The following is a 15,230-nucleotide window of genomic DNA, read 5'->3' as shown; positions in this document are numbered from 1 at the left end:
CCCGGCCCGGAGAGATATGCCAGACGCCCGGCCTCGATGGCCAGCCTGAACGCCCTGGCCATGGCAGGAACGTCCGAGGCGGTGGCCACAGCGGTGTTCGCCATGACCGCGGCGCATCCCATCTCCATGGCCTCGCAGGCCTGGGACGGGCGCCCGATTCCGGCATCGACGATCACCGGCAGGTCGATCTCCTCGACCATCATCTTTATGAAATCCTTGGCCAGGAGGCCGCGGTTGCTCCCGATGGGGGCGGCCAGGGGCATCACGGCCGCCGCCCCGTTGGCGGCCATGGTTCTGGCCGCCTCCAGGTCGGGCATCATGTACGGGAGCGGCACGAAGCCGTCATCGGCCAGGAGCTTGACGGCCTTCGCGGTCTCCGCGTTGTCCGGCAGCAGGTAGCGGGTGTCGCGGACGATCTCGATCTTGATCATGTCCCCGCACCCGAGCTCCCTGGCCAGGCGGGCGATGGTGAGGGCCTCCTCCGCGTTCCTGGCACCTGAGGTGTTCGGCAGCAGGGTGACGCCTTCCGGCATGTAGTCGAGGACGTTCTCCCTGCCCCCGCTGTTCACCCTGCGGACGGCCAGCGTGGCGATCTCCACGCCGCCCTCCCTGATGACCCTGTCCGTCATGTCCAGCGAGAACTTCCCCGAGCCGAGGATGAACCTGGATTTGAAATGCCTCTTGCCGATGACCAGATCGTCTTCCGTCAGAACCCCTCCTTTTCCCGCCTGCTATCGGATGCCCTGTATTTGGATACGATGGCATCGACGGCGGCGTCCGCCATCAGCGCGGCGCAGGCGGTCACCTTGGGGGCCGCGACCCTGGGAGGGGAGACGCCGCCGTCCCTCATGTCGCCGCAGACCGTGACGAGCTTTCCAAGGTGCCTCCTGACGATGCGGTCGGCATCTCCGAACCCGCTCATCCCGTTCCCGCATATCACCGGCGTCCCGGGCATCTTCTCGAGGACCGCCGATACGAGCATGGCCTTGTCCTCCGGGCCGTCCAGGGCCTCGATGACGACGTCGCACCCGCGCATTATCTCCGGGATGTTGTCGGGGCCGAGGCGGACGGCATGCCCTTCGAAGGCGATCCCGGGGCGTATGCGCCTCAGGGCCCTTTCGGTGGCCTCGGTCTTGAGGAGTCCCAGATCCTCGGTCCCGTAGTTCTGGCGGTTGAGGTTGCTCAGCTCCACCCTGTCGAAGTCGGCGGCGACGATGCGGCCGATCCCCGAACGTGCCAGCATGGCGGCGATGTTGGAGCCCAGCCCTCCGAGGCCGGCGATGCCGGCGGTCGCTCCCGAGAGTGCCTCGGTCATGCCCGGAGGATTCCTGGCGAACATCTCCTCTTCAGGGCCGCTCCCGTCTTCCGGCCGCATCATCCTCCGCCCACGAAGCTGACGATCTCCATCTCGTCCCCGTCCGAGAGCTTCCTCTTATCCATCTCGGCCCTCGGGACGACCTCCCCGTTGAGCAGGACGGCCGAGCGCAGCGGGTCGTAGCCGCGGCCCCTGAGCCATCCGGAGACGGTCTTCCCCGCTGGGTCCTCCGCTTCCTCCCCGTTGACCTTCATGCTCTGCGCCTGTCGTTGAGGATCATGGTCTTGAGTTCATGGGCCGCCTTCCCGATATCGGGCGCGGCCATGATCGCGGACACCACGCACGCGCCGTCGGCGCCGGCATGGATGACGTCGAGGATGTTCCCGCGGTTGATGCCCCCGATGGCGACCAGCGGCACATCCCCGAGCTCTTTCTTGATATCGTATATGATGTCGAGGCCCAGCGCCTGCTTGGCGTCGGGCTTGGTCTTGGTGGTGAATATCGACCCGACGCCCAGGTAGTCCGCGCCGTCCTCGATGGCCTTCCTCGCCTCTTCCACGGTGGAGACGCTGGCGCCGATGATCATGTCGTCACCGGTCAGCCTGCGGGCCTCCCTCACCGGGATGTCTGTCTGGCCCAGGTGCACCCCGTCGGCATGTGCCAGCACGGCCACGTCGACCCTGTCGTCCACGATGAAGATCTTGTTGAGGCGGTCGGCCTCCTTCTGCATCAGGCGGGCCTGTTCCAGCTGGAGCCCTCCGTCCATGGACTTCCCCCGGAGCTGGACGACGTCGGCCCCGGCCTCGTAGCAGAGCCTGGCGGCCTCAGCCTCCGTGGTCTTGCCCAGCATGGCGCGGTCGGTTATCACATAGAGGTCCATCAGTCCCATTCAATCGAACCTCGCCAGCGAATCGGCGTTCCCAGGTTCCATGGAGTAAAGGGTGTCCAGGACCTTCGTCTTGAAGGAGGCGGGCCCGAAGACCTTCCCGCCCTTCACGGCCAGTTCCGCGGCGGTGTTGAACACCGTTATGCCGGCGGCGACGCTCTCAGCCGAGACTCCGCAGGCCCCGATGTAGCAGCCGGCGACCGAGGAGACCATGCAGCCAGTGCCGGAGATCTTCCCAAGCAGAGCGTCCCCGTTGCGCAGGGTATAGGTCTTCTCCCCGTCCGATACGTAATCGGTCTCCCCTGTGGCCGCCGTAACTGCTCCGGTGCGCTGTGCCAGCGTCCTGACGGCGGCGGCCGTGTCGGTCCCTCCGTGCGAATCGACGCCCTTCACCTCCCCTCCGGTGCCGGCGAGGACCCCGATCTCCCCCGCATTGCCCTTGATGACGGAGACCTTCACCTCCCTGAGGATCCTCTCGGCGGTCTGGGTCCTGTAGGGGGTCGCCCCCGCCCCGACCGGGTCGAAGAGCACAGGTATGCCGTGCTCGTTGGCGATCTTCCCTGCCTGGACCATGGACTCGACGGTGCGGACGTTCAGCGTGCCCATGTTGAGGACCACCGCCGAGGCCAGCGGGACCATCCCGGGGAGGTCCAGGGCCTCGTCGGTCATGACGGGGGACCCTCCGGCGCAGATGGTGGCGTTGGCGCAGTCGTTGACCGTGACGTAATTCGTGATGTGGTGGACCAGGGGGCATGCCGCCCTGACCCTGCCCATCATCTCTCCGGGTTGGAAGGACATGCAGGGAACATGCACATCCTACGTAAAAACCACAGCCCGGGATGTACCGCGGACGCGCGCCCGGAAGGAAGGAGAAGAAAAAGAACGCGCATATAAGAAAGAAGGCGCGGGCATCAGCCAATAGTTAAATATGGTCTTCAGAATAGCCACTCGGTAAAATGGCCGATGAAGAGGACGTGAAACCGAGGAAAGAGCGCGAGCCTATTTCCCTGGTCTGCCTGATTGTCATTGTCGTTGCGACCATCGCGGTCGTCGGTGCATACGTCAATGACCACATGATCAACGATGGGAACGATACGGAGGCCGACACCGGCAGCACTGTGGTCACTGACTACACCCTGTCGCTGTACGACTACTATGACAACGGCGGCGCGATCTACCAGACCACCGTGGAGAGCATAGCTGATTCGACCCAGTGGGTCCACTCCGCCGGTTATACAGAAGCGACGTCCTACAGCACATTCTCGGTGACCATCGGGTCCGGGAGCGTCCTCCAGGCGTTCAACGATGCCCTCTACGGCGCGAAGGAAGGGGACAAGATCCGCCTGGCAATCCCGCTCGGCGAAGGCTACACTGCTTCCAGCACCACGAAGTCCGCATCGATGAGCGGCCTCACCACCCCGACGAGCGTCACGATGGCTGCATCCGAGTTCACCAACATGTACTCTGATGTCTCTGTTCCCTCCAACGGGGCTGCAACCGCCATCGAGAAGACCGTTCTCGGATGGAGCGGCATCGCCACTGCCAGCAGTGATGGCAAAGTCACTGTCACATACATGCCGACTGCGGGAGAGGAGTATACTATCGTGGAAGGCAGCTTCGGCACTGTGAAGGCAAGTGTCAGCACTGTTTCGGGCGGAGTTATCACATTCAGTCTCGTGATCTCCAATACCCAGACCGTGACCGACCAGTACTCCGACGATCTCGACGGTTTCAGCGAGATCAAGATGATCAAGCTCAGCCTCTACAATGTGACCGCCGGCAGCGATGTTATCTCCGGGACCGTTTACATCAACGGCCTCAACAGCGGCAACGGCGAGTTCAGCTACAGGACCCTGGCCGAGAACTACAACACCGTCCTGTACTACGTCATCACCGTCAAGTCGGTCAGCTGAAACCTTTCGGCCCGGAACATTCCGGGCCCATCCCGTCCCGGCATCGGCCGGACGGGTCTTTTTTTCCATTCCTTGAATGAAACCCTGTCAGAACGAAGGATCGGGAGCCATTCCCGCATCGCCAATTTTCAGATGATGGAAAATGCGGCCGGGCATATCCCGGCCGTAAGGGGGTTTCAGTTCGAGATCTTGGAGAGCTTCGAGAGGACGTCAGCAGGGTCCCTGCCGAGCACGTCCACTTTCACGCTGTCCCCGGAGATGTCGGCGACGGCGTCCGGGAACCCGCGAGAGTGCTCCGAGATAGCCTCCCTGACTGTCTCCGCGATGCTCCTGTGCCTCTTCCTGACCAGGGAGACTTCCAGGCCGGCATCCTCCATCTTCTCGACGAACTCCTCATCGCAGCGGAACCAGGCGGCGCAGCGGACCGAGGGGTCGGCCTTCATGGCCTCGGCGATCACGAACGAGATGTGCTCTGCAGCCCCGTAGCGGGCATCGGCCGGCTTCCCATTTCCGGGAACGATACCTCCGTCGAAGGCAGCTATGTCCTCGGGGCCTGCCGCGCCCTCCTTCGCATAGGCTATGTTCAGCCCTTCCGGGAAGGATCCTGCCGGCAGTTCGGAGGCGATCCCGGCGGCGGCCTCGTCGAGAGCCTTCAGCACATCGGCGCCGTCCCCGCAGGGAGCTTCCGGTATGCCGGCGGCGGCGTTCACGATGGGGGCCCCCTTCCCTATGGAGTACTGGGTCTCCAGGGACTTCTGGATCATCTTCCTGGATTCCAGGACGGAGGCCATGAGGTCGAGGCCGTTTGCCATATGGGCGGTGATGTAGGATGACAGCACGCACCCGGAGCCATGGCCGGCAGGGTACGGGAGCCTGGGGTTCCTTATCCTGTTGATCCTGGAGGAGACGTACAGGTAATCCGTGACGTTCGCGTCGTTCATGTGACCCCCCTTGAGGAGCACGGCGGAGCCTTCCTTACCGATTATCTCGCATGCGTAGGTGGCATCGTCCTCGTTCTCGATCCTCATGCCGGCGAGGACCTCGGCCTCGTGCCTGTTAGGGGTGACGAGCTCGGCGATGGGGAGGAGCCTCTCCTTCATCGCTCTGACGAACGAACCGTCATGCAGGCTGGCGCCGACAGTGGCGACCATGACGGGGTCCACTATGAGCGGCACATCGTGGTCTTCGAGGGCATCGGCCACCGTGTCCACGATCTCGGCGCTGAATAGCATCCCGGTCTTGACCGCGCGCACATCGCAGTCGCTCAGGACGGCATCGAGCTGCGCCTGGACCATCGATGCTGGGACGGGCATGATCTTGGTGACCTCCCTGGTGTTCTGCGCTGTGACCGCGGTGATGACTGTGGCGGCGTGGACCCCGACGGAGGCCATGGCCTTGACATCGGCCTGGATGCCGGCGCCTCCCACAGAGTCCGAACCTGCCACCGATAAGGCTGTTCTCATAATATCCGGCCCTATCCGCTCGCATCTTATATAGTTAAACAGTGGGCCCCGCCGGCGCGGGCATTCTGATATTCATTTAATGCATACGCGGGCGCGTCTTTTATTATTATAAGAAAACGTCTACAATCGCGGATAAATATCTAAATCTGGATTGGCGGGGCATGGGAAAGACCAGCGTGCACTTCATTCTGAACGACAAGAGCGATTACAAGGACCTCGCTCCGATTTTCGAGGAGCTGCTGGTATCCGCGCTCACCGTGGCCGACCAGGTCCCGGACGCCGAGGAGCTCCAGATGATCGTGAACATGAACGTGTCCGATCTGTCCGAGAACCGCAAACCGGAAGGCTACATCAGGAAAGCGAGGATCAGGATGATCTTCCCGATCGACCGCAAGGAGTTCTATTTCCAGAGCTACAACCCCAAGGCAGTGGACCTCTCGAAGATCAAGGAGGGGACGTCCCAGATCCTCTCCAAGGCCGGGATCGGCTTCGAGATCACGGAGGACGACGATATTCTTTTCGACCTTCATCCGAAGAAATAAACGGGCACGATAAGAATAAAATTCACGTTTTATTCCCAATCGAATTATATTAACAATAGATAATAAGTAGTTAGGAATATCATAATATCCATCAGAAGCAGCAAGAGGCTGCCTGAAAGGAGACATGAATATGGCACTGTTCGGAAAGAAAGATGAGAAAGAGATTGAAAGCAAACCCTTCCGCGTAGATGACGCCCACGATGTCCCTGCCGGACCCCTGAACCCCCAGGGGTACAGGTTCGAGACCATCCAGATCCACAAGGGCCAGGAGAAGCCCGCCGAGGACTCTTCCAGGGCCGTCCCGATATATCTGACCTCCTCGTACGTCTTCAAGGACTCGAAGCAGGCGTACAACAGGTTCGCGCTCAAGGAAGGCGGAAACATCTACGGCAGGCTCACCAACACGACCCAGTCCGTTTTCGAGGACAGGATCGCCGCCCTCGAGGGAGGCGCCGCTGCCCTCGCCGTCGCATCCGGAGCAGCCGCCGTGACCTACGCCGTCACTGCTCTGGCACTTTCCGGGGATGAGATTCTGGCTGCCGACAACCTCTACGGCGGGACCATCAACCTGTTCACCTACACCCTGAAGGACAACTACGGGATCACCACTCAGTACTTCGACCCGACCGACCTCGCCGACCTGGAGTCCAAGATCAACGACAAGACCAAGGTCATCTATGCCGAGACCTTCGGGAACCCCAACTCCGATGTGACCGATGTCGACGCCATCGCCGAGATCGCCCACAAGCACAAGATCGCGTTCGTCGTCGACAACACCTTCGCCACCCCCTACCTGTTCAGGCCCCTGGAGCACGGTGCCGACATCGTCGTCGAGTCCGCGACCAAGTTCATCTCCGGCCACGGTACCGTCATCGCCGGCGTCATCATCGAGAGCGGGAAGACCGACTGGAAAGCGTACGGCAGGTACTCTAACCTCACCCAGCCTAACCCGTCCTACCACGGCCTGGTCTTCGCCGACCTCGGCCCCGGCGCGTTCGTCACCTGGATAAGGGCCATCCTCCTCCGCGACACCGGCTCGACCATCTCGCCTGTTACCGCCTTCGCGCTGCTGGTGTCCCTCGAGTCCCTCTCGCTCCGTGTCGACAGGCAGGTCGAGAACTCGCTCATAATCGCCAAGTGGCTGTCCCAGAACCCGCACGTCAAGTACGTCAGCCACCCCTCCCTCCCGAACACCCCGACCCACGCGCTGTATGAGAAGTACTTCCCCAACGGCGCCGCGTCGATCTTCACCTTTGAGGTCAACGGCACCGGCGAGCAGGCGCAGAAGCTGACCGAGAGCCTCACTCTCTTCAGCCTCCTGGCCAACGTCGCAGATGAGAAGTCCCTCATCATCCACCCCTCGTCGACCACCCACTCGGAGCTGACCGAGGAGGAGCTCGCGAAGATCCACATCTACCCGACGACCGTCAGGATCTCCATCGGGGCCGAGAACGTCAAGGACCTCATCGCGGACCTCGACGCCGGATTCAAGAAGGTCTTCGGCAACTGATCCCGCCGGGCCCGCCTTCGGAAGGGGGCGGGCCCGCAAACTTCTTCCTCCTTTTTCCTATGCTGGCTCTTTCGCCTTCGGGCCATTTCTGTTCCTACAAGCTCTTCACTGACAGAGAATCCCGTCAAAAAATGATTGAAATCAAGGGGTGCGCGGATCCGTCTTCCGTCTGATCGGATACGGCCGAAGCTGATGTAAAATGTAAATTAATGGCGGGGTACGGGCCCGGAGGCCCGATCACTCGCCGAGAAGTTTCTTCCAGCAGCTCTCGATGAGCGCGTTCTTGGCGCGGACGGTCTCCTCGCGGCGCATGCTGTCCTGCATGGACAGGGTCAGCTCCACATCAGTGGATGCGGGGGAGGTGCCTCCGTAGGAGTCCCTCCTCTCCACGCAGTTCTTCACGGAGATGGACGCGAAGACATCGCTGTCGATGAGGGGCGAGAACTTCCTGAATTCGTCGAGGGTGAGGTTGTCGAGGACGGTCTTCTTCTCGATGCAGTACCTCACGGCCGCCCCGACGATGCCGTGGGCCTCCCTGAACGGGACGCCTTTGGTGACCAGGTAATCGGCGAGGTCGGTGGCGTTGATGAACCCGGACTTCGTCGCTTCGAGCATCCTGCTCTCGTTGAACTTCAGCGTCGAGACGACGTTCGCCATCATGCGCGCGCAGGCTACGACGGTATCGAGGGCGTCCATGACGGGGCGCTTGTCCTCCTGGAGGTCGCGGTTGTAGGACAGCGGGAGCCCTTTGGTCTCGGTGAGCATGTTCATGACCGCTCCCACCGAGATGCCGGTCCTCCCGCGGACGAGCTCGCAGATGTCGGGGTTCTTCTTCTGCGGCATGATGGACGAGCCCGTGGAGTACCTGTCGTCCATCTCGACGAACCCGAACTCCTGGGTGTTCCACAGGACCAGCTCCTCGGCGAGCGAGGACATCGAGACCGCCGCCATGGCGCAGTCGAAGGCGATCTCCGTCACATGGTCGCGGGAGGCGACCGAGTCCATCGAGTTCTCGGTGGGGTCGCGGAAGCCGAGGAGGTCGGAGGTCATCTTCCTGTCGATCGGGTAGGTGGTGCCGGCGAGGGCGGCCGCCCCCAGCGGGCATCTGTCCATCCTGTCGAGGGCGTCCAGGAAGCGGTCGGAGTCCCTGCCGAGCCTGAACGCATGCGCCAGCATGTGCTGGGCGAGCGTCACCGGCTGGGCGTGCTGCATATGCGTGTATCCGGGGAGGATGACGTCGCGGTTCTTCGAGGCAACGTCCTGCAGCGCGCGGATCAGCGAGGATATGGCGTCCACGGCGCCGAGGGCGGCGTCCCGGAGGTACATCCTGTAATCCACGGCCACCTGGTCGTTCCTGCTCCTCCCGGTGTGCAACTTGCCGCCCGCCGGGCCGATCATGTCGGTCAGCTTGACCTCGATATTGGTATGGACGTCCTCCAGGCCGTAGTCCATCTCGAGCTTCCCGGCCGCCAGGTCGCCGGCCAGCTTCCTGAGGCCGGCCGTGATCGAGTCCGCGTCGTCGGCGGGTATGATGCGGCATGCTTTCAGCATGCTCACATGGGCGAGGGACCCCATGATGTCGTAGAACGCCATCCTGGAGTCGATCTCGACCGAGGAGGTGAAGGCCAGCGTCCCGCTGTCCATCCCGTCCTTGAACCTTCCTGACCAAAGTGCCTTCCCGGGCATCTCAGATCACTGCTTCTTGCTCTTGCCTTTGGCGCCGGCATGCGCCCTGGCCGCGGTCTGATCGGGCAGGCCCCAGACGTAGATGAACCCCATCGCGGCCTTGTGGTCGAAGGTGTCGACGGTGTCCTTGGAGTAGGTGGCCAGGCCCTGGTCGTAGAGGGACACGGGGCTCTTCCTCCCGACCACGGTGACGCTGCCCTTGTAGAGCTTCACGCGCACCGTGCCGGTGACGTATTCCTGCGTCTTGTCGATGAAGGCGTTGACGGGCTCCCTGAGGCCGCCGAACCACTGGCCGTCATAGACGATGCGGGTGAACTTCTGCTCGACGATCCTCTTGAAGTCGAGCACCTCGCGCTGCAGGCACATGGCCTCCATCGCTTTGTGCGCCGCGATGATGACGACGGCCGCAGGGCACTCGTAGGTCTCGCGGCTCTTTATGCCGACGAGCCTGTCCTCGACGTGGTCGATCCTCCCCACGCCATTGTCCCCGGCGATCTTGTCGAGCTTCTCGATGAGCGTGACCCCGTCGGTCTTCTTCCCGTTCAGGGACACCGGGACGCCCTTCTCGAAGCCGATCTCGATGTAGGTCGGCTCGTCGGGGGCCTTATCAGGGTCGACGGTGTGCGCCCACACGCCGGCAGGAGGCTCGCTCCAGGCGTCCTCGAGCGCTCCGCACTCGCAGCTGGCGCCCCAGAGGTTCTCGTCCCTGGAGTAGGGGCTGTTCTTCTTGGCCTTGATCTCGATGCCGTGCTCGGCGGCGTAGTCGATCTCCTCGTCCCTGCTGACGACCCATTCCCTCTGCGGGGCCAGGATCTTGAGGTCGGGGTTCTGGGCGACGATGCCCGCGTCGAAGCGGACCTGGTCGTTCCCCTTCCCGGTGCATCCGTGGGCGATGTACTTCGCGCCCACTTTCTCGGCGACCTCGACCAGCGTCTTGGCCATCAGGGGCCTGGCGATGGCGGTGCTGAGGGGGTAGACGTCCTGGTACAGGCCGTTAGCCTTGACCAGCGGCCATACGTAGTTCTCGACGAACTCCTTCCTCACGTCGATGAACATGGCGTCCACCGCCCCGTTCCTTTTGGCGCGGGCGATGATGTCGTCCTCGGCCTTGGGCTGGCCGACATCTACGGAGACCGCGACGACGTCTACGTTGTAGTTCTCCGAGAGCCAGTGGATGTCAACGGAAGTGTCCAGTCCTCCGGAGTACGCGAGGACGACCTTGTCCCTTCCGGATTCCCCGGCCTTGCCGGCGGTGCCTTTCTTCGCCTGCTCCTTCTTAGCCGCTTTAGCTGCTGCCATATGTTCCAGACCATAGCGTCTTTTCATTTATAGATAGCCGATGCGCGCGCATGCGCGGGGCTCTTCCGGGGCCGCGTCCGGGCAGGGGTGCTTTTCTGTCTCCCTGGGAATCTCAGGTCGACATACCGTCGGTGCCGTCGCAGTTCTGACGGTTCCGACAGAATGTGTCGTTTTTCAGACATCATATTTTTAACCCTGTCGGAAGTGGTCTTCCATCATCGGAAGCAGGGAACGGCCATGGTCTACAGGGTTGGAATCATCGGAGGAACTGGTTACACGGGGAGCGAGCTGTCCCGCCTTCTCGTGAAGCATCCCGACGTGGAGCTCGCGGCCCTCACCAGCCGCTCGAACGCCGGGAAGAAGGTCTCGTCGGTCCACGGGTTCCTCAGGGGGTACACCGACATCTCGTTCACCGAGAAGATCTCGGACACCGAGGACCTGGACCTGGTGCTGGTGGCCACCCCCTACGGGGTCGCCATGGACGAGGTCCCCGCCCTGCGCGCCCAGGGCATCAAGTGCATCGACCTGTCCGGGGACTACCGCTTCAGCGACCCTGCCCTCTATCAGAAGTACTACGGCAAGGAGCATACCGACCCGGAGGGCATGAAGGAGGCCGTCTACGGGCTCCCGGAGCTCTTCCGCAACAATATCAAGGGGGCGGGCCTGGTGGCCAACCCGGGCTGCTTCGCCACCTCCGCGATACTCGCGATAGCCCCGATCATGAAGTCGGGCCTCGTCTTCCCCGACGTCTTCGTAGACGGGAAGAGCGGGACGTCCGGGGCCGGCATGACGCCGTCCCCCCGCCTCCATCATCCGTACTGCGGCGAATCGGTCATCCCGTACAAAGTGGGGACCCACCGCCACCAGCCGGAGATGGACATGGCCGTCGGGATGTTCGCGGGGACCGGCTGCGACATTGCCTTCGTCCCCAACCTGGTCCCGATCGTCCGTGGGATCATCTCGGCCTGCTACATGAGGCTCAGGGACGGCGCGCCGCAGGAGGACATAGACGCAGTGTACGAGGCGCAGTACGGGAAGGAGCGCTTCGTGCACTATGTGGAGAACCCGTCGATCCGCGATGTCGTCGGGTCCAACCATGCCCAGGTGGGGGCCGTCAGACTGGACGGGGACCGCCTGGTCGCCTTCGGCGTGCTCGACAACCTCGTCAAGGGGGCGTCCGGGCAGGCCGTGCAGAACATGAACCTGATGCTGGGGCTGCCGGAGTCCGACGGCCTCGACTTCCCGGGTCTCGGAGTGTGAATTGAAATGGTAGAGATTATCGACGGGGGCATAACGACCCCCCAGGGTTTCAAAGCGGCCGGGGTGCACAGCGGAGTCAAGTACCGCTCCCTCGACCTGGGGCTCCTCTATTCCGAGGTCCCGGCGACTGCGTTCAAGGCGTTCACCTCCAACAAGGTCAAGGCGGCGCCCGTGCAGCTCATGATGAAGCAGAACTCCCCCAAGCTGTCGGCCGTGGTCGTCAACAGCGGGAACGCGAACGCCCTCACCGGCCGCCGCGGCCTGGAGGATGCGGAGACCATGCAGAGGGCGGTCGCTGCCGAGCTCAACCTCGAGCCGACTCAGGTGGGGGTCATGTCCACCGGCCTCATCGGCCGCTTCATGGACATGCACAAGATCCAGTACGGCATCTCCAAGGCCGCCAGGCAGCTCGACGTCGGCCGCGAGGCGGACGGCCTGCTCTGCGAGGCCATCATGACCACCGACACCGTGAAGAAGGAATGCTCGGTCCGCGTCCGCCTGGGCGACGGCACCCTGGTCTACGTGTCCGCGATCTCCAAAGGCAGCGGCATGATCGCGCCCCACCTGAAGGTGCTCCACGGGACCACGCTGACGATGATCACCACCGACGCGGTCCTGACCCCCAAGTTCCAGGACACGTTCCAGCAGATCCTCGACGATTCCCTCAACATGGTGTCCGTGGACGGCGACCAGTCCACCAACGACACCTGCCTGATGCTCGCCAACGGCCTCGCCGGGGGCGAGGCGGCCGACGACGACCCGGCCTTCGCCGACGCCCTGCGCATGGTCATGACCAAGATCGCCAAGACCATCGCCATGGACGGAGAAGGTGCCAGCAAGCTCGTCACCGTGGAGGTCACCGGGGCCGAGAGCGACTCCGACGCCCGCAAGGTCGTCAAGACCATCATCAACTCCCCGCTCGTGAAGGCCGCCATCTTCGGCGCCGACCCGAACTACGGGCGCATAATGATGGCCCTCGGGAACAGCGGGGTCAACTTCAACCTCGACGAGGTCCACCTGACCATCAAAGGCGGCGACATGGAGGTCCCCATCCTCGATTCGGGCGCTCCGGTGTTCCAGGAGGAGAGGTCCGTCGAGGTCGTGAGGATGGCCATGGACAACAAGGAGGTCATCTTCCAGCTCGACCTCGGAGTGGGCAACGGGAAGGCCACCGGCTGGGGCTGCGACCTCACCTACGATTATGTCCGCATCAACGCGGAGTACGCATCCTGAGAGATGGGCATGCGCGAGATCTATCTGGTGAAGTTCGGCGGGAACGCCCTCGGCGAGGGGGGCCTGGAGAAGCTCTGCGCTGAGGCCGCCGAGCTCCAGAAGGAGGGGATCAGCCTGGTGTTCGTGCACGGCGGAGGCCCCGCCATCAATGCCGAGCTCGAGAGGCGCGGCATCGTGCCCAAGAAGGTCGCCGGCAAGCGCATCACCGACGGGCCGACGATGGAGGTGGTGGAGAGTGTCCTCCGCAGCATCAACGGAGACATCGTGGCCGCCATGGAGAAAGCGGGGGTCAGATGCGTCGGCATGCCGGGCTACTTCGTGGCCGAGAGCAGGAAGGACGAGCCCATGACCGTCATCGACGAGGGGAAGGAGATGTTCGTGGATTATGGTCTCACCGGGGTTCCCGTGAAGGTGGACGCGCAGGTCATCTACGACCTCGTCGACGACGGCGTGGCACCTGTCATCTATCCCGTCGGGTCGGACGGGACCCAGCATCTCAACGTGAACGCCGACACCATGGCCGCGGCCGTGGCCGCCGCGGCAGGGGTGAAGGAGATGATTGCGGTCACCGATGTCCCCGGGATACTGAGGGACGTGAAGGACCCGTCGTCGAAGATCGACACCGTCACGCTGTCCCAGATCGATGCCATGGTGAAGGACGGCACTATCAGCGGAGGGATGATTCCCAAGGTCATCGCCTGCCGGAAGGCGGTCGAGGCAGGGGCGGAATCCGTCCGCATGGTCAGCGGCCGCACCGACGGAAGCATAATAACCGGCGCGATAAGAGGGGAGCCGGTGGGCACCCTCATCGTCAAAGGCCGATCGAAGCGGGCATCATCAACCGATCAACAATCATCATTCAAGGGATAAACATGGAATTCGATAAAGTCAAGGAGCTGAGCCAGAGATACCTGTTCCCGAACTACGGTCGCCTGGACCTTGCGTTCGAGAGGGGAGAGGGCTGCTACCTGTACGACGACGAGGGGAAGCAGTACCTCGACACCGTGGCGGGCATCGCCGTCTGCTCCCTCGGGTACTCGCACCCGGAATGGGTCAAGGCCATGCGCGACCAGGTGTCCCACCTGGTGCACGTCTCCAACCTCTACTACATCAAGGAGCAGGCGCAGCTGGCACAGCGCATCTCCACCATAACCCCCGAGCCGATCACCCGCACACTGTTCTGCAACAGCGGCGCAGAGGCCAACGAGGGCGCCATGAAGACCGCTGTCCGCTACACCGGGAGGACCAAGATCATGTCCGCCCTGAACGGGTTCCACGGAAGGACCTCGGCCGCCATGGGAGCCACCGGGCAGAAGAACATCCAGAACTCGTTCGAGGCGCTCATCAACAAGGACGCGTACGTCTACTACAACTTCAACGACCTCGAGGATGTCAAGGCGAAGATGACCAAGGACACCGCTGCGCTCATCGTCGAAGGGATCCAGGGGGAGTCCGGGGTCCACCCGGCGACCCGCGAGTTCTTCAGAGGCGTCCGCGACCTCTGCACCGACAACGGCACCCTGATGATCGTCGACGAGGTCCAGACCGGAATGGGAAGGACAGGCCAGTGGTGGTGCTGCGATGCCCTGGGCGTCATCCCGGACATCATGACCACCGCCAAGGGCCTGGCCGCGGGCATGCCCATCGGAGCCGTCATGTCCACCGACGAAATCGCTTCCGTCATGACCCCCGGGACCCACGGGACCACCTTCGGCGGCAACCCCCTGGTCACCGCCAGCGGATGCGCCGTCATCGACATCATCAACCGCGAGCACCTCCTCGAGAACGTCAGGACCGTCGGCGAGGCCTGGACCAAGGACCTCAAGGCCCTCCAGGCCGACTTCCCGAACAAGATCGTCGACGTCCGCGGAATGGGCTTCATCCAGGGCGTGGAGATATCCACTCCCGAGGAGGCGGCGTCCATCAGGGACTACATGATCGGCCACCAGGTCCTGGTCAACCTCGCCCACGGCAAGACCGTCAGGCTCATCCCGCCGCTCATCTTCTCGATGAAGCAGAAGGACGACTTCATGAAGGTCTTCTCCGAGGCCGTCGCCCTGCTCTGAGAAACCCTTAACAGATGTTCTTCCGCGGGGGGCCCGCAGGCCTTCCCGCGGTCCTTT

Annotated in this window: 14 protein-coding genes and 1 pseudogene; 7 read left to right on the top strand and 8 right to left on the bottom strand. The window is 62.9% G+C overall.

The genetic code is table 11. The features are described from left to right. Positions 1-23: 23 nt before the first annotated feature. The 5 genes and pseudogenes from O8W32_02225 to thiM all read right to left on the bottom strand — a co-directional run bounded on the left by O8W32_02225 (position 24) and on the right by thiM (position 2,999). Positions 24-629 (bottom strand): annotated as a pseudogene (locus O8W32_02225) (thiazole synthase). 77 nt (positions 630-706) lie between these two features. Beyond that, positions 707-1,375 (bottom strand): sulfur carrier protein ThiS adenylyltransferase ThiF, encoded by a 669-nt coding sequence (gene thiF / locus O8W32_02220; protein ID WII09660.1) that lies wholly within the window; start codon positions 1,373-1,375, stop codon positions 707-709. After that, entirely contained in the window at positions 1,375-1,569 is a 195-nt protein-coding gene (gene thiS, locus O8W32_02215; protein ID WII09659.1) for a sulfur carrier protein ThiS, read from the bottom strand. The genes thiF and thiS overlap by 1 nt, the downstream gene beginning before the upstream one ends. Next, positions 1,566-2,204 (bottom strand): thiamine phosphate synthase, encoded by a 639-nt coding sequence (gene thiE, locus O8W32_02210; GenBank protein ID WII09658.1) that lies wholly within the window; start codon positions 2,202-2,204, stop codon positions 1,566-1,568. The genes thiS and thiE overlap by 4 nt, the downstream gene beginning before the upstream one ends. Beyond that, positions 2,205-2,999, bottom strand: a complete 795-nt coding sequence (gene thiM, locus O8W32_02205; protein ID WII09657.1) for a hydroxyethylthiazole kinase — start codon at positions 2,997-2,999, stop codon at positions 2,205-2,207. 158 nt (positions 3,000-3,157) lie between these two features. On the opposite strand from thiM, the gene O8W32_02200 reads away from it, so the two are divergent. Then, entirely contained in the window at positions 3,158-4,114 is a 957-nt protein-coding gene (locus O8W32_02200) for an FKBP-type peptidyl-prolyl cis-trans isomerase (GenBank protein WII09656.1), read from the top strand. 176 nt (positions 4,115-4,290) lie between these two features. Here the strand turns inward: O8W32_02200 and thiD are convergent, their stop codons facing one another. Further along, positions 4,291-5,577, bottom strand: coding sequence for a bifunctional hydroxymethylpyrimidine kinase/phosphomethylpyrimidine kinase (thiD, locus tag O8W32_02195; GenBank protein WII09655.1), 1,287 nt, complete (start codon positions 5,575-5,577; stop codon positions 4,291-4,293). A gap of 161 nt (positions 5,578-5,738) precedes the next feature. Between thiD and O8W32_02190 the strand changes: the two genes are divergently transcribed. Together O8W32_02190 and O8W32_02185 are read left to right on the top strand one after the other, a co-directional pair. Next, positions 5,739-6,119 carry a hypothetical protein gene (locus O8W32_02190; GenBank protein ID WII09654.1) on the top strand — a complete coding sequence of 127 codons (381 nt, stop codon included), beginning with the start codon at positions 5,739-5,741 and terminating at the stop codon, positions 6,117-6,119. 130 nt (positions 6,120-6,249) lie between these two features. After that, positions 6,250-7,629 (top strand): aminotransferase class I/II-fold pyridoxal phosphate-dependent enzyme, encoded by a 1,380-nt coding sequence (locus O8W32_02185; GenBank protein WII09653.1) that lies wholly within the window; start codon positions 6,250-6,252, stop codon positions 7,627-7,629. 237 nt (positions 7,630-7,866) lie between these two features. On the opposite strand, the gene argH is transcribed toward O8W32_02185, so the two are convergent. Then, positions 7,867-9,315: an argininosuccinate lyase gene (gene argH, locus O8W32_02180; GenBank protein ID WII09652.1), complete on the bottom strand. Its 1,449-nt coding sequence runs from the start codon at positions 9,313-9,315 to the stop codon at positions 7,867-7,869. 6 nt (positions 9,316-9,321) lie between these two features. Further along, positions 9,322-10,614, bottom strand: a complete 1,293-nt coding sequence (locus O8W32_02175; protein ID WII09651.1) for an argininosuccinate synthase — start codon at positions 10,612-10,614, stop codon at positions 9,322-9,324. Between the two features lie 237 nt (positions 10,615-10,851). Between O8W32_02175 and argC the strand changes: the two genes are divergently transcribed. From argC to O8W32_02155, 4 genes are read left to right on the top strand one after another with little or no spacing between them, the layout of a single operon-like run. After that, positions 10,852-11,874, top strand: a complete 1,023-nt coding sequence (gene argC, locus O8W32_02170) for an N-acetyl-gamma-glutamyl-phosphate reductase (protein WII09650.1) — start codon at positions 10,852-10,854, stop codon at positions 11,872-11,874. A gap of 6 nt (positions 11,875-11,880) precedes the next feature. Next, positions 11,881-13,107, top strand: a complete 1,227-nt coding sequence (argJ, locus tag O8W32_02165) for a bifunctional ornithine acetyltransferase/N-acetylglutamate synthase (protein WII09649.1) — start codon at positions 11,881-11,883, stop codon at positions 13,105-13,107. Positions 13,108-13,116: 9 nt separating this feature from the next. Beyond that, positions 13,117-13,977: an acetylglutamate kinase gene (argB, locus tag O8W32_02160; protein WII09648.1), complete on the top strand. Its 861-nt coding sequence runs from the start codon at positions 13,117-13,119 to the stop codon at positions 13,975-13,977. A 2-nt stretch (positions 13,978-13,979) separates the two neighbouring features. Continuing rightward, positions 13,980-15,173, top strand: a complete 1,194-nt coding sequence (locus tag O8W32_02155) for an aspartate aminotransferase family protein (protein ID WII09647.1) — start codon at positions 13,980-13,982, stop codon at positions 15,171-15,173. Positions 15,174-15,230: the final 57 nt, after the last annotated feature.

The sequence above is a fragment of the Methanomassiliicoccales archaeon LGM-DZ1 genome (assembly GCA_030168595.1).
In the GTDB taxonomy this organism is placed as follows: Archaea; Thermoplasmatota; Thermoplasmata; order Methanomassiliicoccales; family Methanomethylophilaceae; genus Methanomethylophilus.
Note: the sequence above shows the minus strand (reverse complement) of the source record. Positions and strands in the feature narration are given on the sequence as shown.